The organism is Occultella aeris (genome assembly GCF_902703175.1).
GTDB classification, from domain to species: domain Bacteria; phylum Actinomycetota; class Actinomycetes; order Actinomycetales; family Beutenbergiaceae; genus Occultella; species Occultella aeris.
On the sequence record NZ_CACRYJ010000068.1, the window covers coordinates 39,316 to 62,711 of the forward strand.

The following is a 23,396-nucleotide window of genomic DNA, read 5'->3' on the forward strand; positions in this document are numbered from 1 at the left end:
CGCCGGCCCTTCCTAGAGACTGATCGGAGTACGGTGGCTATCGCCGCGGGCAGCGCCGGCCGCACGGTCCGACACGAGAAGCCGTTCCACCCGACGGGCGTCCTCGGCGGGTAGCCCGTGGGTGATGGCGATGGCCTCGCTGACGACGTCGGCCAGGAGGCCGCGGCGTTCGTAGGCCCGCCGCTGGCGGGTCGCCCCCGTCCCGTCTCCGAGGATCCGCTGCAGGGACTCCTCGACGTGCGTCGCGTCACCGGCCTCGTCCAGGGCAACCCGGACATGGTTCTGGAGTGCCGTGATCGCACGCCTCGCGGGGACCGGCCGATGGGTCTCCGGGTGGAGCAGGTCACCGGCCAGGCCCCATCGGCTGGCCTGCCACGCCGCCTGACGCAGGACGATGGCCGGAACCGGGTCCGGCGCCGTTCCGGCCCTCCACTCCCGGGCAGCGGTCTCTGCCAGCGCCCGCACCAGGGCCGCGATCAGCACGGTATCGCGGGGGTCAAGGCACACGTCGGAGACCCGGATCTCAACGGTCGGGTGCCGGGCCGACAGGCGTGCATCGAAGTCCGGGCTGACGACCACACCGGTGCCCGAGAGGTCCGCGATCAGTGCCTGGTAGGCCTGCGCCGAGCCGAAGACCTCCGTCGGACCGGCGGTGGACCACCGGTTCCAGGCCTGTGTGCGGAAGCTGGCGTAGCCGCTGTCCGCGCCGTGCCAGAACGGCGAGTTCGAGCTCAGGGCGATCAGCGGTGGTAACCACGCCCTGATGCGGTCCAGGATCGCGACGCCCTCCTCGTCCGAGCCGATGCAGACGTGGACATGCAAGCCGCAGGTCAGTTGCTCGCGTGCGGTCAGGGCGTACTTCACCAGCAGCGCATCGTAGCGGTCGGTGCTGGTGGGGTGGGGTACGAGGGCCAGCGGCGATGTGGCGAGAGCCACGATCCGCGCGCCCGCGCTTCGGGCGAGGGAGTCGGCGAACGCGCGTCCGGCCACGATCTCGTCCGCGAGTGCGCTCAGGCTGCTGTGCGGGCGGGTGATGACCTCGAGCTGTTCCTGATGCAGCTCGGCCGTGAGCGTGGGGTGAGCGGTGGCGTCGACGGGCTCGCGGCCCGGGTCCTCCAGGCGCAGCAGGTCCGCGGCCAGGGGCAGGGGAGCGCCGTTGTAGGGATCTACGATCAGGAATTCTTCCTCGACACCAAGGGTACGCACCCGCTAAGTGTCACCGACGAAACCGGCGCCGGACGTCGATCGGAGTACGCCTGGGGCGAAGCCGCGGCAACACGCCGCAACCGGTGGGGCGCCGGCCCTGCGATGGCGTAAGGTGTCCGGTGTTGGAGGGGAGTACCTCACAAGCGGTGGTGTCGTCATCACAGTCGATCTCGGATCGACTCGGTGCCACCGGCCCGATTCTCGGGTGAGGGAGACCTCCGGTGTCCAGTACCGCTCACCGGAGGTTGAATAAGTGGATGTCCACCCCTGGGCCTGGGGCGTAACCCTCGGCCTGATCGTCATCATGCTCACCGTCGACTTCGTCGGCCACGTGCGCAAGCCACACGCCCCCAGTCTCAAGGAGGCGGCACTCTGGTCCGCCGGCTACGTCGGAATCGCGCTGTTGTTCGGCGTGTACGTCTGGATGGTCTGGGGCGGCGACTTCGGCAACCAGTACTTCGCCGGCTACATCACCGAGAAGTCACTCTCGGTCGACAACCTGTTCGTGTTCGTCCTGATCATGGCCAGCTTCCGGGTACCCCGGGAGTATCAGCAGAAGGTGCTGCTGATCGGCATCGTGATCGCGCTCGCGCTGCGCACCGTCTTCATCTTCCTGGGCGCCGCGATCGTGAACGAGTTCGCCTGGGTCTTCTACATCTTCGGCGCGTTCCTGCTCTACACGGCGTACACGCAGATCAAGGCCAAGGACTCCGACGACGAGGAGTTCAAGGAGAACGCCGTCCTGCGTCTGGTCCGTCGGATCTTCCCCACCACGGAGGGCTTCGTGGGGGACAAGATGCTCGTGGTCCAGGACGGACGGCGTCACATCACGCCGATGCTGATCGTGATGCTGGCGATCGGCAGCGCGGACATCCTCTTCGCCGTCGACTCGATCCCGGCGATCTTCGGGCTCACCCAGGAGACCTACCTGATCTTCGCAGCGAACGCGTTCTCCTTGCTCGGCCTGCGGCAGCTGTTCTTCCTCATCGACGGGCTCCTCGACAAGCTCGTCTACCTCAACTACGGGCTGGCCGCGATCCTGGCCTTCATCGGCGCCAAGCTGGTGATCCACGCCATGCACGAGAACGAGGTGCCGTTCATCAACGGGGGCGAGCCGATCCACGCCATCCCGGAGATCAGTACGAACGTCTCGCTGGTCGTGATCGTCGGCATCCTCGCCGTCACGACGGTCGCCTCGCTCACCTTCGGCAAGAAGCGCGCCGAGGCAGCGGCCACTGCACAGGAGCAGGAGCGCGAGCTCGACCCTCGCTGACCCGCTCCTCAGTCACGACACGCGAGTGCCGGCGGGCCCTGCCCGCCGGCATTCGTGCGTCGTCGCGGATCAGTCGTTCTGCGCGGCGAACGGCCCGATCACGGGGTTCCACGCACGTACCGTCCGGTGCGTGATGAACTTCGCCCGCTGGAACGGGTCCTGGTCGAGGATCCGGCGCGCCGCGTCCGCGTCGTCGGCCGCCACGAGGAGCAGCGCACCGGGCGTGGCGCTGTCGAGCCACGGCCCGGAGGCCAGGAGCGTGCCCTTCTCGAGGAGGTCGCGCAGGTAGGCGCGGTGGTCCGGGCGGAGTTCGTCCATCTCGGCGGTGCGGGTGATGTCGTAGGTGTACTCGACGGCGAAGGTAGTCAGCATGCCTGCGACATTACTGGCCCGGCAGGCCTCGCGGCGCGCTGGTCAGGCTCTGCCGGTACCGCAACGGTGACAGTCCGACCTGCCGTTTGAACGCGGTGCTGAACGCACTTTCGGACGCGTACCCGAGCTGCGCGGCGAGGGTTCCGACGCGAACCTCGTCGTCGCGCAGTGCCCGTTGGGCGAGCAGCATCCGCCACCGGGCGAGGTAGGTCAGCGGCGGGATGCCCGCCACGCTCCGGAAATGCTCGGCGAACGACGTGCGCGACATCGCCGCCGCCCCGGCCAGGTCCGCGAGGCTCCAGGGCGCGCCGGGCTCGGCGTGCATCATGGCGATGGCTGGCCGCAACCGCTCGTTCGTCAGGACCCGAAGCCAGCCCGGCGGCAGGTCCGCCTGCCCGGCGTGGGCGCGCACCATCTCGAGCACGAGGAGCTGGACGTGCTGTCGGATCGCGAACTCGGCGCCGATCCGAGGCAACCGCACCTCCTCGAACAGGCGGTGGAGCGTGCCGCGCAGGCTGGTGGCGCTCGGGTCGGATCCGCGCAGGTGTGCCACCGGTGGCAGTGCCTGCATCAGCAGCGTCCGGCCGGCCGGGTTGAGGTCGATCCGACCGCCAACGATGGCGTCGGTGCGGTGGTCGGTGACGGCAGGGTCGGTGAGCGGGCCGTTCTCCTCGGGCCGGATCTCGCGAGGTGGCCCATCGCCGCTGCCACCCTCCAGCTCGAGCCAGGCCCGGTTGTTCAGCATGGCGACATCGCCCGGCTCGAGCTCGAGGGGAGCGTCGATGCCGTCCGTGGTCAGCCGTGCTCGGCCGCTGACGACGGCGAAGAACTTGAGCGGCGTCTGGAGCGGACCTCGCGAGACCCACCGGTCGCGGGCCACGAAACCGCCGGAGAGCACGCCGCGGACCTCGACCAGATCGAACACCTCGGACAGCTGGTCTGCGCTCATGTTCGTACTATCGCGAAGGAAATATGGATCCACAAGTATTCAAGGTCCCGCCGCCGCTGACGACGATGGAGGCATGAGAGACACCACCACACGCCAGCAGTACCCGGTCGGGTCCGGATTCACCCCCTCCTCGACGGCGGACGACGTACTCGCGGGCATCGACCTGACCGGCCACAACGTGATCATCACCGGAGGCCATTCCGGGCTCGGCCTGGTGGCCACCCGCGCGCTGGCCCGGGTCGGTGCCTCGGTCACCGTGGGATCCCGTGACATCGACCGGGCAGCCGAGGCGGTCGCCGGCATCGAGCACGTCGAGGTCGGCCGGCTGGACCTGCTGGACCCGGGCTCGATCGCCGACTTCGCGGCGTGCTTCCTAGACACCGGGCGGCCGCTGCACATCCTGATCAACAACGCGGGCTTCCCCGGCTCGGCCGAGATCGTCCGGGACGCGCGTGGTTATGAGGCGCAGTTCGCGGTGAACCACCTCGGCCACTTCCAGCTGACACTCGCCCTGTATCCCGCCCTCCGTGCCGCACGCGGGGCCCGGGTCGTGACCACCACCTCCGGCGCCCAGCGGGCCTCCGACATCCTGTGGGACGACCCGAACTTCACCACCGGGGCCCACGACTTCGGCCTCTCCTACGCACAGTCGAAGACCGCGAACGTGCTGTTCTCCGTCGAACTCGACCGGCGCTGGGCCGCCGACGGCATCCGCGGGTACGCCCCGCACCCGGGCATCGTGCCGGCCACCTCGTTCAACCGGTCGGTCGGCGAGGACGCGCAGCGCGCCATGCTCCTCATCGACGCTGCCGGCCGGCCGATCATCGAGCCGGACCGAGGCAAGAAGACCCCGGAGCAGGGGGCCGCGACGATCGTGTTCGCAGCCACCAGCCCGCTGCTCGACGGTATCGGCGGCGTGTACCTGAACAACTCCGACATCTCACCCGTCGACCCGGACCTGCGGCCCATCGACCTCACCGATCCCGGCGTCGACGTCCCGGTCGACGTGGCGCCGCACGCCATCGATCCCGGATCCGCCCGGCGCCTCTGGGCCATGAGCGAGCGGATGATCGGCCGCGAGGCACCCGGTGGGCCGGGCGAGGACCGCTAGCGCGTCACCAGCCGCGCTCGCGCCACTGCGCCAGCTGTCCGCGTTCGGCGCCCAGCGTCGTGTTGTCGCCGTGCCCGGGGTGGACCACCGCGTCGTCGTCGTACACGCCGAAGAGCCGGTCCTCGACGTCGTCGATGAGCGAGGCGAACTCGGCGGGCGAGCCGGTCCTGCCCACCCCACCCGGGAACAGCGAGTCGCCCGTGAACAGATGAACCCGGCCTCCGCCGTCGCCCCGGTCCTCGCGGAAGGCGAGCGCCACCGAACCCGGCGTGTGTCCGCGCAGGCCGACCACGGCGAGGTCCACCCCGCCGAGGGTGAGCGTGTCGCCATGGGCGAGTTCGCCGTCGGCCGGGATCGGCAGCTCGTCGGCGTCGGCGGTGCCAGCGAGCACCCGCGCGCCGGTCTCGGCGGCCACCTCGGCCAGCGCACGGTGGTGGTCCCAGTGCCGGTGGGTGGTGACGACGGCCGTGACCGGCCCACCGCCCGCCTCGGCGACGAGCGCCAGCACCCGTGCGGCGTCGTCGGCGGCGTCGATGATCAGGTGCGCGCCGCCGTCCGGCTCGGTGAGCACGTAGCAGTTGTTGTCCTGCGCGGACACGCTGGCCTTGCGGATCTCCAGGCCCGGCACCACCCAGTGGGCGGACGGACCGCCCGGACTGACGTGCCCGGGCACGAACGCTGCGCTGTTCACGCCGTGGCCTCCAGGGTGTGGGCGGCGCGCACCAGTGCGAGGTGGGAGAGCGCCTGTGGGAAGTTGCCCGCGAACCGGGCGTTGGTCGGGTCGTACTCCTCGGCGAGCAGCCCGAGGTCGTTGACGGTGGCGACGAGCTCGGACATCCGCCGGGCGGCCTCGTCCGTGCGCCCGATCCGCGCGAGCGCGTCCACCAGCCAGAACGAGCACGCATAGAAGTGGTGCTCGCCCGCGGGCAGCCCGTCCACGCCGGTGGCGGTGTGGTAGCGCAGCACGTGCGGCCCGTGCGCGAGTTCCGCGTCGATCCGGGTCACCGTACCGACGATCCGCGGGTCATCGGGTGGCAGGAAGTGCACCTGGAGCAACTGCAGGAGGGAAGCGTCCACCTCGGTGGACCCGTAGTGCTGCGTGAAACTGTTGGTCGCGGGGTCGTAGCCGTGGGCGAGGATGTCCGCGCGGATCTCCTCGCGCGCGGCGTGCCACTTCTTGATCGGGCCGGGCAGGCCGTGCGCCGCCACGCCGTGGATGGCCCGGTCGACGGCGGCCCAGCACATCACCTTCGACTGGGTGAAGTGCTGCCTCTCGCCGCGGATCTCCCAGATGCCGTGGTCGGGGTCGCGCCACCGCTCGAGCATGTCCTCCACCAGGTGGACCTGCAGCGACCAGGAATCCTCGCTCTCGACCAGGCCGGCCTCGCGAGCCTGGTCGAGAGCGACCATCACCTCACCGAGGACGTCGTTCTGGACCTGCCCGACGGCGCCGTTCCCGATCCGTACCGGGGCGGAGGCCGCGTAGCCGGGTAGGTGGGGCAGTTCCCGCTCGGGCAGGTCGCGACCGCCGTCCATGCGGTACATGATCTGCAGGTCCTCGTAGTCGCCGGCGACGGCGCGCAGCAGCCAGGACCGCCAGCCGGCTGCCTCCTCGCGGTACCCGAAGTCGAGCAGCGCCTCGAGCGTGAGCGAGGCGTCCCGCAGCCAGCAGTAGCGGTAGTCCCAGTTGCGCACCCCACCGAACTCCTCCGGAAGTGACGTGGTGACCGCGGCCGCGATCCCGCCGGTCTCGTCGTTCGTGAGCAGACGCAGCACGAGCAGCGACCGCTTGACGGCGTCGGGGTACGCGCCGCCGTACTCACCCGCCGACGCCCAGGCGTCCCAGATGCCGGCCGTGGCACCGAGGAAGTCGTCGGCCGGAAGCGACTCCGGGACGTCCGCCCACGAGGGGGTCCAGGTCAGGCTGAACTGGATCCGCTCGCCGGCGAGGACGTCGAAGTCGTCCTCGTGGCGCTTGTCGGTGGCGCGGGGGAGCCGGTCACCGTGCAGGGTCAGCGCGTCCGGGCCGGCGACCGCCCGGATCACCGGCTTCCCGTTCGGATCCTCGGTGCGGCGTACCCACGGCGCGATGGCGCCGTACCCGAACCGGATGACCAGTTCGTGTCGGAACGACACCGTGCCCTCGAGGCCCTCGATGCGGCGCAGCACGTCGGCGCGCTCGTCCTCCATCGGCATCCACTCGGTCACCCGGGCCCGGCCGGTCGCGGTGGTGTACACGGTGGTCAGCACGAACGACCCGCCGTCGTAGGTGCGTCGCACGTCGGTCGCGTCCGGGGCGGTGATGAGCCACCGGCCGTTCTCGGGGGTGCCGAGGAGGTTCGCGAAGCACGCCGGCGAGTCCAGGGCGGGCAGACACAGCCAGTCGATGGAGCCGGTCCGGCTGACGAGGGCGGCGGTGCGGGAGTCTCCGAGGACGGCGTAGTCCTCGATCGGCGTGCGCGATGCGGCTGTGCCTGGGCTGCTCATCCCAGCCATTGTGGCCGGTGCCGGTGGGCAGCGCAGGCGCACGGCGCGCCGAGTCGGCACCGACACGCCGTCGAACGGTTGTACGATGTCCGAGATTCGACTTACCATGTTGGGCGTGAGTGACACCCTTCTCGTCCGCGGCGCACGCGAGCACAACCTCAAGAACGTCAGCATCGACCTACCCCGGGATCAGCTGATCGTGTTCACCGGGCTCTCCGGCTCGGGGAAGTCCTCGCTGGCCTTCGACACGATCTTCGCGGAGGGGCAGCGCCGGTACGTCGAGTCGCTGTCCGCCTATGCGCGGCAGTTCCTCGGCCAGATGGACAAGCCGGACGTGGACTTCATCGAAGGGCTGTCGCCCGCGGTCTCGATCGACCAGAAGTCGACGAACCGGAACCCCCGGTCGACGGTGGGCACGATCACGGAGGTCTACGACTACCTCCGCCTGCTGTTCGCGCGTGCGGGCACCCAGTTCTGCCCGGTCTGTGGCGAGCGGGTCACGGCGCAGACGCCGCAGCAGATCGTCGACCAGCTCCGGGAGATGCCCGAGGGCACCCGGTTCCAGGTGCTGGCGCCGGTGATCCGCGGCCGCAAGGGGGAGTACGCGGACCTGTTCCGGGACCTGCAGTCGCGCGGGTTCAGCCGCGCCCGGGTGGACGGCGAGGTCGTCCAGCTGAGCGAGCCGCCGGTGCTGGAGAAGAAGCTCAAGCACAGCATCGAGGTGGTCGTCGACCGGCTCGTGGTGCGCGAGAACATGCGTCAGCGGCTCACCGACTCGGTCGAGACGGCGCTCGGGCTTGCCGAGGGCCTCGTGATCGTGGACCTCGTGGACGCCGACGTCGATGACCCGGGCCGGGAACGGCGGTTCTCGGAGAAGCGCGCCTGCCCCAACGAACACCCGCTCACGCTCGATGAGATCGAGCCGCGCACGTTCTCGTTCAACGCCCCCTATGGCGCGTGCCCGGAGTGCACCGGGATCGGCACCCGACTCGAAGTGGACCCCGACCTCGTCGTCTCCGACGACGAGTTGAGCCTTGCCGGCGGAGCGATCGCCCCGTGGGCACAGAGTTCCTCGCAGTACTTCGACCGGGTCCTCGCCGCGCTCGCGGACGACTTCGGGTTCTCCATCGACACCCCGTGGCGGGCCCTGCCCCAGCGCGCGAAGGAAGCGGTCCTGTACGGCAAGGACCACAAGGTGCACGTGAAGTACAAGAACCGGTGGGGCCGCGAACGCTCGTACTCCACCGGGTTCGAGGGGGTCATCGCCTTCCTCGAGCGGCGACACTCCGAGACGGACTCGGAGTGGTCGCGGGAGAAGTACGAGGAGTACATGCGGGAGGTGCCGTGCCCGGTGTGCGAGGGCACCCGGCTCAAGCCTGAGGTGCTTGCCGTGAAGATCGGCGGCAAGTCGATCGCGGATGTGTGCGCCCTGCCCATCGACGAGGCGAAGACGTTCCTGGACGGCCTCGAGCTCGGTGAGCGGGAGGCCGCGATCGCCGGGCAGGTGCTCAAGGAGATCCACGCCCGGATGGGGTTCCTGCTGGACGTCGGTCTCGACTACCTGTCCATGTCCCGCCCGGCAGCCACACTCTCCGGTGGCGAGGCGCAGCGGATCCGGCTGGCCACCCAGATCGGGTCCGGTCTGGTCGGCGTCCTGTACGTGCTGGACGAGCCGAGCATCGGCCTGCACCAGCGGGACAACCGGCGCCTGATCGAGACGCTGACCCGGCTGCGTGACCTCGGCAACACGTTGATCGTGGTCGAGCACGACGAGGACACCATCCGCGCGGCCGACTGGATCGTGGACATCGGTCCTGGTGCAGGCGAGCTCGGTGGGCACATCGTGCACTCCGGTGACTACGCCGGGCTGCTCGCCAACGAGGGCTCGATGACCGGGGCATACCTCTCCGGGCGACGCTCCATCCCGATGCCGGCCAAGCGCCGTCGGCCCGAGAAGGGGCGATACATGACCGTCGAGGGCGCCCGGGAGAACAATCTCCAGGGTGTGGATGTCTCGTTCCCGCTCGGGTGCTTCGTGTCCGTCACGGGGGTGTCCGGGTCCGGGAAGTCGACCCTGGTCAACACCATCCTCTACAACGTGCTCGCGAACGAGCTGAACGGCGCCCGGCACGTGCCCGGCCGGCACAAGCGGGTCACCGGTCTGGACCAGCTGGACAAGGTCGTGCACGTGGACCAGAGCCCGATCGGTCGAACCCCGAGGTCGAACCCGGCCACCTACACGGGTGTCTGGGACCACGTGCGCCGGCTGTTCGCGGAGACCACCGAGGCCAAGGTCCGTGGGTACACCCCTGGCCGGTTCTCGTTCAACGTCAAGGGCGGCCGCTGCGAGGCCTGCTCCGGTGACGGGACGCTCAAGATCGAGATGAACTTCCTGCCCGACGTGTACGTGCCCTGCGAGGTGTGCCACGGCGCCCGGTACAACCGGGAGACCCTGGAGGTGCACTTCAAGGGCAGGACGGTCGCCGAGGTGCTGGACATGCCGATCTCGGAGGGCGCGGAGTTCTTCGCCGCCGTGCCGGCGATCGCCCGCCACCTGAACACCCTCGTCGACGTGGGTCTCGGATACGTGCGCCTGGGTCAGCCGGCGCCGACGCTCTCCGGTGGTGAGGCGCAGCGGGTCAAGCTCGCGTCGGAGCTGCAGAAGCGGTCCACCGGCCGCACCGTGTACGTGCTCGACGAGCCCACCACCGGCCTGCACTTCGAGGACATCCGCAAGCTGATGGACGTGCTCCAGGGCCTGGTGGACAAGGGCAACACCGTCATCGTGATCGAGCACAACCTCGACGTGATCAAGAACGCCGACTGGATCATCGACATGGGCCCCGAGGGCGGTAACGGCGGCGGGACCGTCGTGGCGCAGGGAACTCCGGAGCAGGTCGCGGCCGTGCCCGCGTCGCACACCGGGAAGTTCCTCGCCGAGATCCTCGGCACGGACGCGGTGGCCGAGCTGAAGCCGATCACGAAGGTGGCCGACCTCGCGAAGCCGAAGGCACGCTCGGTACGCCGGGCGCAGAAGGCCAAGACCGCCTGAGGTGGCCCGCGACACCCCTGGCCGGGGTGTGGCGGCTCGCCGTTCCTCGAGCAGGACCTCCACCTCCGGGTCGACCGTGACGAGCGATCCGCCCCGGCTCACCGGGACGTGGCCGCGCGAGGGTGCGGTCGTGCGGCGGATGGGCTGCTTGGGCCGCGGAATGGCACCCTCGCGGATGGCGCGACTGTGCGACCGTGCGATCTTGCGGCCCATCCGTCGCATGAGCCGCAAGATGACACCCTCGGGACCCCAGCCGCCGGCCGGTCGCTCCTCACACGCCCTGGGGTGCTCCCACCTCGGTTGCCAGCGGCGCGTGCCGCACGGGGAAGTTCACGGACCGTGCGATGAAGCAGTGGTCGTGCGCCTCCTGGTGCAGCGTGGCGATCTGCTCCTCGGAGACCTCCGCCGCCACGGTCACCCCGGGGTGCAGCACCACCTCGGTGAACTGCCCGGCACCCGCCGTCTCCACGCGCATCGTCCCGGTGGCCCGGTCCGTGTAACCGACCACCACCACGCCCGCCATCGCAGCTCGGTGCAGGAACCAGAGCATGTGGCACTGGCTCAGCGAGGCGACGAACAGCTCCTCCGGCGAGTACCGCGAGGGGTCCCCGCGGAACGCAGCGTCCGAGGATCCCGGCAGCGGCGGCTTTTCGCCGATCTGCACCACGTGATCTCGGGTGTATGAGGTGTAGGTCTCGGTGCCGTGCTCTCCGGCGCCGGTCCAGTCCACGTTGACCGTGTACATGTGCAGCGGGCCCATTGACACACGCTAGCGCGAACTAGTCTTGAGGGCATGGCTGATCCCTCCACGTACCGACCCAAGCCGGGGGAGATCCCCGAGTCACCCGGCGTCTACCGGTTCCGGGACCCGCACGGACGGGTCATCTACGTGGGCAAGGCGATCAACCTCCGCTCCCGGCTGAGCAGTTACTTCCAGAACATCACCGCCCTGCACCCCCGCACCCAGCAGATGGTCACCACCGCGAGCTCGGTGGAGTGGACCGTCGTGGCGACCGAGGTCGAGTCACTGGCGCTGGAGTACTCCTGGATCAAGGAGTACGACCCCCGGTTCAACGTCAAGTACCGCGACGACAAGTCCTACCCGTACCTTGCCGTCACGATGGGCGAGGAGGTGCCGCGGGTGCAGGTGATGCGCGGTGCGAAGCGCAAGGGCACCCGCTACTTCGGCCCCTACTCCCACGCCTGGGCGATCCGCGAGACCGTCGACCTGCTGCTGCGGGTCTTCCCGATCCGCAGCTGCTCACCCGGGGTCTACAAGCGCGCCGCGCAGTCCGGGCGGCCGTGCCTGCTCGGCTACATCGACAAGTGCGCGGCGCCCTGTGTCGGCCGGATCTCGGTCGAGGACCACCGCGACCTCGCCGACGACTTCTGCGACTTCATGGCCGGCAACACCGGGTCCGCGGTGAGCCGCCTCGAGGCGCAGATGAAGGCCGCCGCGGGTGAGCTCGACTTCGAGCGGGCCGCGCGCCTGCGCGACGACCTCGGGGCGCTGCGCAAGGTGGTCGAGAAGAACGCCGTCGTGCTCGGCGACGACACCGATGTGGACGTGTTCGCGATGGCCAGCGACGACCTCGAGGCCTCGGTGCAGGTGTTCCACGTGCGCGGCGGCCGGGTCCGCGGTCAGCGCGGCTGGGTGACCGAGCGGGTCGAGGACCTCCGCCCCGGGGAACTCGTCGAGCGTCTCCTCGAGCAGGTCTACGGCGACATCGCCGCGAGCCCCGACGCCGAGAGCTCCGAGCGGGCCGTGCCGCGGGAGATCATCGTGCCAACCGTCCCGGACAACGTGGCCCAGATCGAACTGTGGCTCAGCGAGATCCGCGGTGCGAAGGTCCGCGTGCGGATGGCCCAGCGCGGTGACAAGCGTGCCCTCGCCGAGACCGTCGAGAGCAACGCCAAGGCGGCGCTCGCCCTGCACAAGACCCGCCGGGCCGGCGACCTCACCGCCCGGTCGCACGCGCTCGCCGACCTCCAGGAGCACCTCGGCCTGAGCGAGTCACCGCTGCGGATCGAGTGCTACGACATCTCCCACACCCAGGGCACCGAGCAGGTCGGCTCGATGGTCGTGTTCGAGGACGGGCTGCCCCGCAAGAGCGAGTACCGGCACTTCGTGGTGCGCGGCCCGGACGGCACCGGAGCCCGCGATGACACCGAGGCCATGAACGAGGTCCTCACCCGCCGGTTCCGGCGCTACCTCGCCGAGCCGGCCGGGTCGCCGACCCAGGAGGAGGTCGACGGCGGTGCCCCGCTCGGCCTCGACGGTGCGGCCGCGTCCGTGGCCGTGGACGAGACCACGGTCGACGGCGCAGCTCGGGTGACGCCGTCGGGTCCCCTCGACCTGTCCCCGGGTGAGGCCGGCGCGGGGGCGCCGAAGAAGAGGTTCGCCTATCCGCCGAACCTCGTGGTGGTCGACGGCGGTGCACCGCAGGTCGCGGCCGCCCAGTCCGCGCTGGATGCGCTGGGCATCGTGGATGTGGCGCTGGTCGGGCTGGCCAAGCGGCTCGAGGAGGTCTGGGTGCCGGGGGAGGAGTTCCCGCTCGTGCTGCCCCGTACCAGCGACGGGCTGTTCCTGCTACAACGGCTGCGTGATGAGGCCCACAGGTTCGCGATCACCCACCACCGCAAGCGCCGCGCCAAGGGCATGACCCGGTCCGCGCTGGACTCGGTGCCCGGTCTCGGCCCGACCCGCCAGTCCGCGCTGCTCAAGGCGTTCGGCTCGGTGCGGGCGATCCGGGCGGCCTCCGTGGCCGAGATCGGACAGGTGCCCGGGATCGGGCCGAAGATGGCCGCGACCATCGCGGAAGCGCTGGCTCCGGAGGCGGACCGGCGGGCCGACGTTGCCCGAACGTGACATTCTGAGACCCATGACCGAGGCGACCGATCCCGCGCTGCCCCCGACCGTCCCGGAAGGCATCCCGCTGCTCGAGCGCGACACCCCGCCGGCCGAGGATGCCCGCCCCGAGGTGCTCATCATCACCGGCATGTCGGGCGCCGGGCGGAGCCGCACGGCGGCCGTGCTCGAGGATCTCGACTGGTACGTGGTGGACAACCTGCCGCCCAAGATGCTGCTTGCGCTCTCCGGGATGATGACCCAGGCCGACGGCGGCGTGCGTCGCCTCGCCGCCGTCGTGGACGTACGCAGCCGCGAGTTCTTCTCCGACCTGGTCCAGGTGCTCGCCGACCTGCGCACCCGGCAGGTGGACTACCGGATCGTGTTCCTGGACGCGGCCGACGAGGTGCTGGTCCGCCGGTTCGAGCAGGTGCGCCGCCCGCACCCGCTGCAGGGCGACGGCCGGATGCTCGACGGCATCGCACAGGAGCGCCGGCTCCTGGACCATCTGCGCTCGCGCGCCGACGTCGTGATCGACACCAGCGACCTGTCCGTGCACGATCTCGCCCGGCAGGTCCGGGACGTCGTCGCGGGGGAGGCCGGGGACCGCAGGATCCGGATCACCACCGTCTCGTTCGGGTTCAAGTACGGCCTGCCGCTGGACGCCGACCACGTCGTCGACGTGCGGTTCCTCTCGAACCCGTACTGGGTCACCGAGCTACGGCACCTGAACGGCAAGGACGAACCGGTGCGGGACTACGTGCTCGGCCTGCCCGGGGCGGAGGAGTTCGTCGAGCGGTACGTCGCAGCGATCGAACCCGTGCTCCAGGGCTACCTCACCGAGCAGAAGCCCTACGTCACGATCGCCGTGGGATGCACGGGCGGCAAGCACCGCTCCGTCGCCATCAGCGAGGCGATCGCCGCCCGGCTGCGGGAGGGCGGACAGAGCGTGCGCACCGTCCATCGTGATCTGGGCCGCGAATGAGGGCGACCGCTCCGGCCTGGCTGGGTGCCGCCCGCCCCGACGCCCTGCGTGTGGTTGCCCTCGGCGGCGGCCACGGACTCGCCGCGACGCTCGGCGCCCTCCGGCACGTGACCCGCGACGTGACCGCCGTGGTGACCGTGGCCGACGACGGCGGATCCTCCGGGAGGCTGCGCCAGGAACTCGGCGTGCTTCCACCCGGGGACCTGCGGATGGCGCTGTCGGCGCTGTGTGATGAGTCCGAGTGGGGCCACATCTGGCGCGACGTCCTGCAGCACCGGTTCACGTCCGAGGGCCCGCTCGACGGGCACGCGGTCGGGAACCTGCTGATCGTCGCCGTGTGGGAGCTGCTCGGGGACTCGGTGGCGGGCCTCGACCTGATCGGCCAGCTGCTCGGTTCCCGCGGCCGGGTGCTGCCGATGGCCTCCGTGCCACTGGAGATCGAGGCGGACGTGGAACTGCCGAACGGGCCCGCCGACCAGGCGACGCTCGTGCGCGGACAGAGCCGGGTCGCGGTGACCTCCGGCCGGGTCACGAAGGTCCGGCTGCTGCCCGAGGAACCGCCCGCGTGCACCGAGGCCGTCGCCTCGATCATGGGGGCCGACTGGGTGATCCTCGGACCCGGCTCCTGGTACACGTCGGTGATGCCGCACCTGCTCGTGCCCGGGATCGCCCGAGCTCTGCACGAGACCTCCGCGCGGCTCGCGCTGACCCTCAACCTCTCCCCCCAGCAGGGCGAGACGGACGGCTTCAGTGCCGCGGACCACCTGCGGTCGCTACGCGAGTACGCGCCCGACCTGAGGGTCGACGTCGTGATCGCCGATCCGGGTGCCGTCGAGGACCTAGACGACCTCAGCGCCGCTGCCGAGGACGTCGGCGGCGCCATGCTGCTGCGCCAGGTCTCCGCGGGCGACGGCACCCCGCACCATGACACGTTGCGGCTCGCGGCCGCCTACCGTGATGCCTTCGACCGCTTCCTCTCCGACGTGGGGGAGCGGTCGCGATGAGTGGGAGGATGACCCTCATGTCCCTGACGGCCGAGGTGAAGGATGAGCTGGCCCGGCTCCGCGTGGACAAGATGTCCGCGCGCAAGGCCGAGGTGGCGGCGACCCTGCGGTTCGCCGGCGGTCTGCACATCATCTCCGGACGGATCGTGATCGAGGCCGAGCTGGACACCGGCATCGCCGCACGCCGGCTCCGGCAGGCCATCCACGAGGTCTTCGGGCACACCAGCGAGGTGATAGTCGTCTCCGGCGGAGCGCTCCGGCGCGGGAACCGGTACGTGGTCCGCGTGGTCAAGGACGGCGAGGCGCTCGCGCGGCAGACCGGCCTGCTCGACTCAAGGGGGCGACCTGTGCGCGGCCTCCCGCCGCACGTCGTCAACGCGAGCCTCGGCGACGCCGTCGCCGCCTGGCGGGGCGCGTTCCTCGCCCACGGCTCCCTCACCGAGCCCGGCCGGTCCTCGGCCCTCGAGGTGACCTGCCCCGGCCCGGAAGCCGCTCTCGCACTTGTCGGCGCCGCCCGGCGCCTCGGCATCGGCGCGAAGGCCCGGGAGGTCCGCGGCGTGGACCGGGTCGTGATCCGCGACGGGGACGCCATCGGCGCCATGCTCACCCGGATGGGAGCCCATGACGCGGTGATGGCTTGGGAGGAACGGCGGATGCGCCGGGAGGTGCGGGGCACCGCGAACCGGCTCGCCAACTTCGACGACGCGAACCTGCGCCGCTCCGCACAGGCCGCCGTCGCCGCCGGTGCGCGCGTGGAGCGGGCCTTCGAGATTCTCGGTGAGGACGTCCCCGGGCACCTGCTCAAGGCCGGCCGGCTGCGGCTGGAGCACAAGGAGGCGAGCCTGGAGGAGCTCGGGCAGATCTCCGACCCGCCGCTGACGAAGGATGCCGTCGCCGGGCGGATCCGCCGGCTCCTGGCGATGGCCGACAAGAAGGCCGCGGAGCAGGGCATCCCGGACACCGAGAGCAACCTGACGCAGGACATGCTCGACATGTGAACGCCCACCACCGTGGGACCTTCGGCACGGGAGCGGGGCCCTGGAGCGGGTGTACCTTTGGATCTGGTGAATGACCCACCATGAAGCAACAATCGAAGGGTCATCACACTCCCCACAAACTCGCGCGTGAGCGCGAAGACCGACAGACGCTATGCGCGCAGTGAGCGCGCGAGGAGGAAAACGTGACCATCCGCGTCGGAATCAACGGCTTCGGCCGCATCGGACGGAACTTCTACCGCGCCGTCCTGGCCAGCGGTGCTGACATCGAGGTCGTCGGTGTCAACGACCTGACGAGCAACGAGACCCTGGCGAACCTGCTGAAGTTCGACTCGATCCTCGGCAGGCTCGACCGACCCGTGTCCTACGGCGAGGACACCATCACCGTCGGTGACCACACGTTCAAGGCACTCGCCGAGCGTGACCCGTCCGCTCTGCCCTGGGGCGAGCTCGGTGCGGACATCGTCATCGAGTCGACCGGCATCTTCACGGACGCGACCAAGGCCAAGGCGCACATCGACGCGGGCGCCAAGAAGGTCATCATCTCCGCCCCGGCGAAGAACGAGGACGCCACCTTCGTGGTGGGTGTGAACCACACCGACTACGACCCGGCGAACCACCACATCATCTCGAACGCGTCCTGCACCACCAACTGCCTCGCGCCGCTGGCCAAGGTCATGGACGAGAAGTTCGGAATCGTGCGTGGCCTGATGACCACGATCCACGCCTACACGGCCGACCAGAACCTGCAGGACGGCCCGCACAAGGACCCGCGTCGCGCCCGCGCCGCCGCCCTGAACATCGTCCCGACCTCCACCGGAGCGGCCAAGGCCGTGTCCCTCGTGCTCCCGCAGCTCAAGGGCAAGCTGGACGGCTACGCGCTGCGCGTGCCGGTCCCGACGGGCTCGGCCACCGACCTCACCTTCACCGCCTCCCGCGAGGTCACGGTCGAGGAGATCAACGCCGCCGTCAAGGAGGCCGCCGAGACCGACGAGCTCAAGGGCCTGCTCGTGTACTCGGAGGACCCGCTGGTCTCCACCGACATCGTCACCGACCCGGCGTCGAGCATCTTCGACTCCGGCCTGACCAAGGTGATCGGCGACCAGGTCAAGGTCGTGGCCTGGTACGACAACGAGTGGGGTTACTCGAACCGTCTCGTGGACCTCACGGTCTACGTCGGCGAGAAGCTCTGACCCTCGCTCCGCTCATGATGGCGCCCGCGTACCGGTGTGTACGCGGGCGTCGTCATGTCCCGAACCGAACCACTCCCAGAAGGGATCCACGGGAACCGTGGCAACCATGAAGACCATCTCCGACCTCGGCGACCTGCGCGGCAAGCGCGTGCTCGTCCGCTCCGACTTCAACGTGCCGCTGGACGGCACCACGATCACCGACGACGGCCGCATCCGTGCCGCCCTGCCCACCATCAAGACGCTGGTCGACGGCGGAGCGAAGGTCGTCGTGACGGCTCACCTCGGTCGCCCCAAGGGTGCGCCCGAGGACAAGTACTCCCTCGCGCCGGTGGCGGCCCGCCTCGGTGAGCTGCTCGGCCAAGAGGTCGTCCTCGCGCCCGACACGATCGGCCCGGGTGCGCAGGCGGCTGTGGCCGCTGCCGCCGACGGCGACGTCGTGCTCCTGGAGAACATCCGGTTCGACCCACGCGAGACGTCCAAGGACGACGCCGAGCGCGGCGCGCTCGCGGACGACCTCGCAACGCTGGCGGACGCCTACGTCTCCGACGGGTTCGGCGTCGTGCACCGCAAGCAGGCCAGCGTCTACGACGTCGCGACCAAGCTGCCCGCCGCCGTCGGCGGTCTCGTGCAGACCGAGATCGAGGCGCTGCGGCGCGCGACCGACAACCCGGAGCGGCCCTACGTCGTCGTCCTCGGCGGGTCCAAGGTCTCCGACAAGCTCGGCGTGATCGCGAACCTGCTCGGCAAGGCGGACCGCCTACTCATCGGCGGCGGCATGGTCTTCACCTTCCTCGCCGCCCAGGGGTACAGCGTCGGCAAGTCGCTGCTCGAGGAGGACCAGATCGAAACGGTCAAGGGCTACCTCGCCACGGCCGCCGAGAAGGGCGTGGACATCGTGCTGCCCACGGACATCATCGTGGCGCCCGAGTTCAAGGCGGATTCCCCGGCCACCGTCGTGCCCGCGAGCGAGATCCCCGACGACCAGATCGGGCTGGACATCGGCCCCGAGTCCGGTGCCGCGTTCGCCGCGGCGATCGCGTCAGCGAGGACCGTCGTCTGGAACGGCCCGATGGGCGTCTTCGAGTTCCCCGCGTTCGCCGGCGGTACGAAGGCCGTCGCGCAGGGCCTCGTCGACGCGACCGCGGCCGGCGCGTTCACCATCGTCGGTGGCGGTGACTCGGCGGCGGCGGTGCGTCAGCTGGACTTCGACGAAGCCGGCTTCAGCCACATCTCCACCGGTGGCGGAGCCTCCCTCGAGTTCCTCGAGGGCAAGGTCCTGCCCGGCATCGACGTTCTCAACTGACCCCGACCGGACGAAGCAGGAAGGCGCCACCGAAGATGGCAAAGAACCGCACCCCGCTGATGGCGGGGAACTGGAAGATGAACCTCGACCACCACGAGGCCACGCACACCGTCCAGAAACTGGCCTGGACCCTCAAGGACGCGAAGCACGACTTCAACGCCGTCGAGGTCGTGGTCTGCCCGCCGTTCACCGACCTGCGTTCGGTGCAGACCCTGGTCGACTCCGACAAGCTCGAGATCGGCTATGGCGCGCAGGACATCTCCGCGCACGCCAAGGGCGCCTACACGGGCGAGATCTCCGCGGCGATGCTGGCCAAGCTCGGTGTGGGCTACGCCGTCGTCGGTCACTCGGAGCGCCGCCAGTACCACGCTGAGGACGACGCGCTCGTGGGTGCGAAGGCCAAGGCGGCGCTGGCCGCGGACATCATCCCGATCGTCTGCGTCGGCGAGGGCTTGGAGATCCGTCAGGCGGGCGAGCAGGTGGCCTACACCCTCGCCCAGGTGGACGGTGCCTTCGACGGGATCTCCGAGCAGGACGCCGCCCGCTCCGTGATCGCCTACGAGCCGGTCTGGGCGATCGGCACCGGCGAGGTCGCGACCCCGGAGGACGCCCAGGAGGTCTGCGGCGCGATCCGTGGCCGGCTCGCCGAGTTGTACTCGGCCGAGGTCGCCGACGCCGTCCGGGTCCTCTACGGCGGCTCGGTGAAGTCCGGCAACGTGGCCACGATCATGGCCCAGCCGGACGTCGACGGCGCGCTCGTCGGTGGGGCGAGTCTCGACCCGACGGAGTTCGCCGCGATCGCGCGGTACCAGTCCCACGACGTGGGTCTGTAGGCAGGTGTGCGCGTCGGCGCGGGGGCAAGGCGTGAAGTCCCCGCGCCGATCGCGTAAACTCACCGAGGGTTCCAAGGTTGTGCGCCGTCCGCGCATGCCCATAAGACGTGAGGAAGTACTGACGACGTGACGGTAATGACCATCATCCTGCAGGTCCTGCTGGTGATGACCAGCGGCGTGCTGATCATGACGATCCTCATGCACAAGGGCAAGGGCGGTGGCCTCTCCGACATGTTCGGCGGTGGCATGTCCTCCAGCCTCGGTTCGTCCGGAGTGGCCGAGCGCAACCTCAACCGGATCACGATCGGCTCCGCCGTGATCTGGGGCGTTGTGGTCGTGCTGTTGGGTCTCATCCAGAAGTTCACGATCTGAGCAGGGAGTCTTCACGTGGCTGGTGGTAGTGCAATTCGAGGTTCGCGCGTCGGCGCCGGACCGATGGGCGAGGCCGAACGGGGAGACGCCGCACCGCGGGTGTGGATCTCCTACTGGTGCGCGTCGGGTCACGAGACCCGGCCGAGTTTCGCGCAGGAGCCCGGCATGGTGGTCCCGGAGACCTGGGACTGCCCACGCTGCGGGCTGCCCGCCGGTCAGGACCAGGCGAACCCGCCCTCGGCTCCCAAGAACGAGCCGTACAAGACCCACCTCGCGTACGTGAAGGAGCGTCGGACCGATTCCGACGGCGCCGCGCTCCTCGACGAGGCTCTCGCGGCGCTCCGCGCCCGCCGGGGCGGCTGAACCGAAGCGAGCGGCCAGTCGAGCCCTGCTACTCGTGCGGGGCCCGACGGGCCCAGTGCCTGCGGCCGGCTCCGAGGTTGGCCCACCGCCCTGTTGTGGTGTGACTCCGACGTACCTGGCACGTCGGAAACGCACCGTTCTCGCCACTATGGCCGCCGGCCCACCTGGTCCCCACGGGCGCCGACACCCTCCGTGTCGGCGCCCATCGGTTCAGCCGCCATCAGGAACGGTCGCAGCAACCCCGGCACGGCCTCATCGGCGAGTCCGAGACCGGTGGCCGATCCGACATCCACGACGGAGTACCTGCCGCGGCTCGCTGCGGTGGTGGCCGTCACGGTGAGCACGCCCACCCGGCGCTGGAAGACCGACTGCCGGATCCGCCAGCCGATGATCCCGGGCCGGGACAGCGACACGGTGCTCCGTCGGATGCTGCCGCGCCGGGCCACCAGGTGGTCGGGTGTGAGCGCGTGCCCGAGGCTGCGGGCGCCGTCCACGGCGACTGCGACCGCGATCATCGAGCCGACCACGGCGGCGACAATGATGACCGACGTCCAGAACGCCGTCGGGCGTACCGTGAGCACCAGCATGCAGACCACGGCGACGAGCCCGACGATCACCAGGGCGGCCCGGAACAGGCGGCGGTTGCGTGCCGCGCGCGGGTGCGGGCGCAGGTCCGCCGGCAGCGGCACGCCGAGGATTCGTTCGGCCACTGCGAGGGGGACGTCCCGCGGTGATCCCGGCACCAGCGTGGCCGCGTCCTGCTTCTCCGCGTCCGCGCGCAGGCCGGTCGCCAGCACGTCCAGGCGCGCCGCGCCCGCGAGGCGGATGCCGAGCGGCTCCACGAGTTCGACGCCCCGGACCCGGGACTCCTCGAAGCTGGTCGAGCGGGACGTGAGCAGTCCGCGTCGGACCCGGAGCACGCCGTCGGCCCGTTCCAGCCGGTAGTTCCACCAGGACTCCAGTCCGAGCGCCGTCAGGCCGACCGCGCCGGCCACGACGAACACCACGCTGGCACCCAGGAGCGCGGGCCAGGCGCCGAACCGGTCCGCGAGCGAGCGCGCCCACGTCACCGGCAGTTCGGGGACGCCGAACCACTCCGTGACCTGGAACACGGCGCCCGCCGCGCCGGCGGCGATCAGCAATGTGAAGACGGATATCGGGACGTACCGGATCCAGCGCGGGGACCAGACGGCCAGCGCCGTCTCGTCGGCCGGATCCGCGGCGGGGCCGGCGCGGCGGAGCAGGTCCGTGCGCAGGCGCTCGCCCTCGGCCCTGGCGACCGGGTCGAGCACGATCGACTGGCCCTCGCTCTCACTGACCTTCTCCCCGGTGCCGATGGACAGGCGTACCAGCCCGAACGCCCGCAGCAGGATGTTGGCGGTCAGGTCCACGTTCCGGATTCGCTCCCGGGCCAGGGACCGGCGCCGCTTGAACAGGATGCCGCTGTGCATCTCCAGGCGGGTGTCCGTGAGGCGGTACCGGGTGGTGCGCCAGCGCAGGTGGTCGGCGACGGCGGAGCCCGCCGTGATCAGCACGGTGCCGGCCACGCTCCAGGCGAGCGCGGCCGGGCCCGCGTCACTCTGTGCCCAGATCGGGACGACGATGAGGACCGAGCTTCCCGCGAAGATCGCGAACAGCAGGATGGCCGTGACGAGCGCGGTCCGGCGGTCGAGCGGGTGCCAGTCCTCAGGGTTCGGACCGCCGTCGGCCCCCGTGGGCGTGGGGGACTCCTCCTCGGGTGCGCTCACGTCGCGTCGCCGGGGGTCGCGTTCGTGACGATCGTCAGCCCGTGCGCGATCTCGGCCGCCTGCTCGTCGTCGAGCCCGGCGATCGACACCGGGCCCGCCGCAGACGCCGTCGTGACCACCACGGTGGCGAGCCCGAACGCCCGCTGCAACGGCCCGCGGGTGGTGTCCACCGTCTGGATCCGGCTCATCGGCGCCACCCGCCAGGTCTGCCAGAAGTAGCCGGTGCGGGTGTAGACGGCGTGGGAGGTGACCTCCCACCGGTGCTTGGCGTACCACCACTTGGGCAGCGCCACGGCGAGGGCTGCGCCGATCACGATCACGACTGCGGCCGGCCCGAGCAGCCAGACGCGGGCCGGCGCGATGATGATGCCGAGGATCACGAGGGGGAGTGCGATGACCGAGGTCCAGCAGATCGCGCTCCAGCGCCACCAGGCGACCACGCGGTGGTCGTACCGGTTCCGTGGCGGCCGCAGCTGCAGCACGGTCGTCTGCGGATCCGACATCAGCGCACGTAGGCGAGCAGGATGCCGTCGTATCCCTTGCTCCCGACGGTCTGCAGGGCGGTTGCGTCGAGACGCTGCTCGGCGACCGCCGTCGCCACGGCATCGACCATGGTGCGCGTGCCCCGGACGTCCGGGCGGTCACTGTCGGGGTCGGCGACGGCGCCGCCGCGCACCACGTTGTCCACGATGATCAGCCCGCCGGGCCGGGTCAGGCGCAACGCCCAGTCGAGGTAGCCCGGATTGTTCTGCTTGTCGGCGTCGACGAAGACCAGGTCGAACGGTGCGTCGATGTCGGCGGCGACGCCCGGCAACGTGTCCAGGGCGGCCCCGACCCGCACCTCGACCAAGTCCTGCAGGCCGGCCCGCTCGATGTTCTCCCGGGCGATCCTGGCGTGCTCGGGGGAGTACTCCAGCGAGATGAGCCTGCCGTCCAGAGGAAGCGCCCGGGCCAGGTGGATCGCGGAGAATCCGAACAGGGTGCCGACCTCCAGGATGCGCCGGGCCGAGACGGTCCGGGCCAACACGCCGAGCAGCCCACCGAGCAGGTCGGAGACCTGGATCTGCGGGAGCTCGGAGCCGGCCGCGACGGCCTCGGTGAGGGCGTGGTCGCGAGGTCGGAGGCGGTCGGCGAAGTACCGGTCGACTTCTGTCCATCCTTCTGTGTCCATGCCTCGATCCTGACAAACGGCGCCTGCCCTGACTAGGGGTGAGGGCGCATCCGCTACGGTGACGGTCGAGGGGAGTCGATGGGGCGATCTGCCCGCGCGGACCGCCGGAAAGCGCCCCCGTCGGTTGCGTT

General features: G+C 70.4%; 21 protein-coding genes. 12 read left to right on the forward strand and 9 right to left on the reverse strand.

Annotated elements, in window-relative coordinates; genetic code table 11:
• Nucleotides 1-12: 12 nt before the first annotated feature.
• A complete protein-coding gene (locus HALOF300_RS23940; RefSeq protein ID WP_156743405.1) occupies nucleotides 13-1,206 on the reverse strand; it encodes a carboxylate-amine ligase in 1,194 nt (397 codons plus the stop codon).
• A gap of 253 nt (nucleotides 1,207-1,459) precedes the next feature.
• Between HALOF300_RS23940 and HALOF300_RS23945 the strand changes: the two genes are divergently transcribed.
• The gene (locus HALOF300_RS23945) at nucleotides 1,460-2,479 is read left to right on the forward strand and encodes a TerC family protein (protein WP_156743406.1); all 1,020 of its coding nucleotides are present in this window, start codon (nucleotides 1,460-1,462) and stop codon (nucleotides 2,477-2,479) included.
• A 69-nt stretch (nucleotides 2,480-2,548) separates the two neighbouring features.
• On the opposite strand, the gene HALOF300_RS23950 is transcribed toward HALOF300_RS23945, so the two are convergent.
• Together HALOF300_RS23950 and HALOF300_RS23955 are read right to left on the reverse strand one after the other, a co-directional pair.
• Nucleotides 2,549-2,851 (reverse strand): YciI family protein, encoded by a 303-nt coding sequence (locus HALOF300_RS23950; RefSeq protein WP_231955723.1) that lies wholly within the window; start codon nucleotides 2,849-2,851, stop codon nucleotides 2,549-2,551.
• Nucleotides 2,852-2,861: 10 nt separating this feature from the next.
• Nucleotides 2,862-3,800 (reverse strand): AraC family transcriptional regulator, encoded by a 939-nt coding sequence (locus HALOF300_RS23955; protein ID WP_156743407.1) that lies wholly within the window; start codon nucleotides 3,798-3,800, stop codon nucleotides 2,862-2,864.
• Between the two features lie 73 nt (nucleotides 3,801-3,873).
• Between HALOF300_RS23955 and HALOF300_RS23960 the strand changes: the two genes are divergently transcribed.
• A complete protein-coding gene (locus tag HALOF300_RS23960; protein WP_156743408.1) occupies nucleotides 3,874-4,911 on the forward strand; it encodes an SDR family NAD(P)-dependent oxidoreductase in 1,038 nt (345 codons plus the stop codon).
• Nucleotides 4,912-4,915: 4 nt separating this feature from the next.
• On the opposite strand, the gene HALOF300_RS23965 is transcribed toward HALOF300_RS23960, so the two are convergent.
• Nucleotides 4,916-5,602, reverse strand: a complete 687-nt coding sequence (locus tag HALOF300_RS23965; protein ID WP_156743409.1) for an MBL fold metallo-hydrolase — start codon at nucleotides 5,600-5,602, stop codon at nucleotides 4,916-4,918.
• Complete coding sequence (locus HALOF300_RS23970) at nucleotides 5,599-7,398, reverse strand: glycoside hydrolase family 15 protein (RefSeq protein WP_156743410.1); 1,800 nt, start codon at nucleotides 7,396-7,398, stop codon at nucleotides 5,599-5,601. Before HALOF300_RS23970 ends, HALOF300_RS23965 begins: the two co-directional genes overlap by 4 nt.
• 115 nt (nucleotides 7,399-7,513) lie before the next feature.
• On the opposite strand from HALOF300_RS23970, the gene uvrA reads away from it, so the two are divergent.
• On the forward strand, nucleotides 7,514-10,450 hold the full coding sequence (uvrA, locus tag HALOF300_RS23975; protein ID WP_231955724.1) for an excinuclease ABC subunit UvrA: 2,937 nt from the start codon (nucleotides 7,514-7,516) through the stop codon (nucleotides 10,448-10,450).
• A gap of 271 nt (nucleotides 10,451-10,721) precedes the next feature.
• On the opposite strand, the gene HALOF300_RS23980 is transcribed toward uvrA, so the two are convergent.
• Complete coding sequence (locus HALOF300_RS23980; RefSeq protein WP_154793908.1) at nucleotides 10,722-11,210, reverse strand: OsmC family protein; 489 nt, start codon at nucleotides 11,208-11,210, stop codon at nucleotides 10,722-10,724.
• Nucleotides 11,211-11,243: 33 nt separating this feature from the next.
• On the opposite strand from HALOF300_RS23980, the gene uvrC reads away from it, so the two are divergent.
• The 9 genes from uvrC to HALOF300_RS24025 all read left to right on the forward strand — a co-directional run bounded on the left by uvrC (nucleotide 11,244) and on the right by HALOF300_RS24025 (nucleotide 20,346).
• Nucleotides 11,244-13,319: an excinuclease ABC subunit UvrC gene (gene uvrC / locus HALOF300_RS23985; RefSeq protein ID WP_156743411.1), complete on the forward strand. Its 2,076-nt coding sequence runs from the start codon at nucleotides 11,244-11,246 to the stop codon at nucleotides 13,317-13,319.
• A gap of 13 nt (nucleotides 13,320-13,332) precedes the next feature.
• Entirely contained in the window at nucleotides 13,333-14,283 is a 951-nt protein-coding gene (rapZ, locus tag HALOF300_RS23990) for an RNase adapter RapZ (RefSeq protein ID WP_156743412.1), read from the forward strand.
• Entirely contained in the window at nucleotides 14,280-15,287 is a 1,008-nt protein-coding gene (locus tag HALOF300_RS23995; RefSeq protein ID WP_156743413.1) for a gluconeogenesis factor YvcK family protein, read from the forward strand. The genes rapZ and HALOF300_RS23995 overlap by 4 nt, the downstream gene beginning before the upstream one ends.
• A 17-nt stretch (nucleotides 15,288-15,304) precedes the next feature.
• A complete protein-coding gene (gene whiA, locus HALOF300_RS24000) occupies nucleotides 15,305-16,285 on the forward strand; it encodes a DNA-binding protein WhiA (RefSeq protein ID WP_154793912.1) in 981 nt (326 codons plus the stop codon).
• Nucleotides 16,286-16,467: 182 nt separating this feature from the next.
• Complete coding sequence (gap, locus tag HALOF300_RS24005) at nucleotides 16,468-17,475, forward strand: type I glyceraldehyde-3-phosphate dehydrogenase (RefSeq protein ID WP_156743414.1); 1,008 nt, start codon at nucleotides 16,468-16,470, stop codon at nucleotides 17,473-17,475.
• A 106-nt stretch (nucleotides 17,476-17,581) separates the two neighbouring features.
• A complete protein-coding gene (locus HALOF300_RS24010; protein ID WP_156743415.1) occupies nucleotides 17,582-18,778 on the forward strand; it encodes a phosphoglycerate kinase in 1,197 nt (398 codons plus the stop codon).
• 35 nt (nucleotides 18,779-18,813) lie between these two features.
• Nucleotides 18,814-19,611, forward strand: a complete 798-nt coding sequence (gene tpiA / locus HALOF300_RS24015) for a triose-phosphate isomerase (protein ID WP_156743416.1) — start codon at nucleotides 18,814-18,816, stop codon at nucleotides 19,609-19,611.
• Nucleotides 19,612-19,746: 135 nt separating this feature from the next.
• Complete coding sequence (secG, locus tag HALOF300_RS24020) at nucleotides 19,747-19,983, forward strand: preprotein translocase subunit SecG (protein WP_408637019.1); 237 nt, start codon at nucleotides 19,747-19,749, stop codon at nucleotides 19,981-19,983.
• A 15-nt stretch (nucleotides 19,984-19,998) separates the two neighbouring features.
• Nucleotides 19,999-20,346: an RNA polymerase-binding protein RbpA gene (locus HALOF300_RS24025; RefSeq protein WP_133109147.1), complete on the forward strand. Its 348-nt coding sequence runs from the start codon at nucleotides 19,999-20,001 to the stop codon at nucleotides 20,344-20,346.
• A 146-nt stretch (nucleotides 20,347-20,492) separates the two neighbouring features.
• Here HALOF300_RS24025 and HALOF300_RS24030 read toward each other — a convergent pair whose 3' ends face one another.
• The 3 genes from HALOF300_RS24030 to HALOF300_RS24040 are packed head-to-tail and all read right to left on the reverse strand — an operon-like array spanning nucleotide 20,493 to nucleotide 23,265.
• Complete coding sequence (locus HALOF300_RS24030; protein WP_156743417.1) at nucleotides 20,493-22,094, reverse strand: PH domain-containing protein; 1,602 nt, start codon at nucleotides 22,092-22,094, stop codon at nucleotides 20,493-20,495.
• Nucleotides 22,091-22,597, reverse strand: a complete 507-nt coding sequence (locus HALOF300_RS24035) for a PH domain-containing protein (RefSeq protein ID WP_156743418.1) — start codon at nucleotides 22,595-22,597, stop codon at nucleotides 22,091-22,093. The genes HALOF300_RS24030 and HALOF300_RS24035 overlap by 4 nt, the downstream gene beginning before the upstream one ends.
• Nucleotides 22,597-23,265 (reverse strand): O-methyltransferase, encoded by a 669-nt coding sequence (locus HALOF300_RS24040; RefSeq protein ID WP_156743419.1) that lies wholly within the window; start codon nucleotides 23,263-23,265, stop codon nucleotides 22,597-22,599. The genes HALOF300_RS24035 and HALOF300_RS24040 overlap by 1 nt, the downstream gene beginning before the upstream one ends.
• Nucleotides 23,266-23,396: the final 131 nt, after the last annotated feature.

Excerpts from the sequence above, each read along its gene's own strand:
- tpiA (WP_156743416.1), top strand. The coding sequence starts at position 18,814 with ATGGCAAAGAACCGCACCCCGCTGATGGCGGGGAACTGGAAGATGAAC.
- HALOF300_RS23955 (WP_156743407.1), bottom strand. The coding sequence starts at position 3,800 with ATGAGCGCAGACCAGCTGTCCGAGGTGTTCGATCTGGTCGAGGTCCGC.
- rapZ (WP_156743412.1), top strand. The coding sequence starts at position 13,333 with ATGACCGAGGCGACCGATCCCGCGCTGCCCCCGACCGTCCCGGAAGGC.
- HALOF300_RS24035 (WP_156743418.1), bottom strand. The coding sequence starts at position 22,597 with ATGTCGGATCCGCAGACGACCGTGCTGCAGCTGCGGCCGCCACGGAAC.
- HALOF300_RS23950 (WP_231955723.1), bottom strand. The coding sequence starts at position 2,851 with ATGCTGACTACCTTCGCCGTCGAGTACACCTACGACATCACCCGCACC.
- HALOF300_RS24040 (WP_156743419.1), bottom strand. The coding sequence starts at position 23,265 with ATGGACACAGAAGGATGGACAGAAGTCGACCGGTACTTCGCCGACCGC.
- HALOF300_RS23980 (WP_154793908.1), bottom strand. The coding sequence starts at position 11,210 with ATGGGCCCGCTGCACATGTACACGGTCAACGTGGACTGGACCGGCGCC.
- HALOF300_RS23960 (WP_156743408.1), top strand. The coding sequence starts at position 3,874 with ATGAGAGACACCACCACACGCCAGCAGTACCCGGTCGGGTCCGGATTC.
- HALOF300_RS23970 (WP_156743410.1), bottom strand. The coding sequence starts at position 7,398 with ATGAGCAGCCCAGGCACAGCCGCATCGCGCACGCCGATCGAGGACTAC.
- HALOF300_RS23995 (WP_156743413.1), top strand. The coding sequence starts at position 14,280 with ATGAGGGCGACCGCTCCGGCCTGGCTGGGTGCCGCCCGCCCCGACGCC.
- whiA (WP_154793912.1), top strand. The coding sequence starts at position 15,305 with ATGTCCCTGACGGCCGAGGTGAAGGATGAGCTGGCCCGGCTCCGCGTG.
- secG (WP_408637019.1), top strand. The coding sequence starts at position 19,747 with ATGACCATCATCCTGCAGGTCCTGCTGGTGATGACCAGCGGCGTGCTG.
- HALOF300_RS24010 (WP_156743415.1), top strand. The coding sequence starts at position 17,582 with ATGAAGACCATCTCCGACCTCGGCGACCTGCGCGGCAAGCGCGTGCTC.
- uvrC (WP_156743411.1), top strand. The coding sequence starts at position 11,244 with ATGGCTGATCCCTCCACGTACCGACCCAAGCCGGGGGAGATCCCCGAG.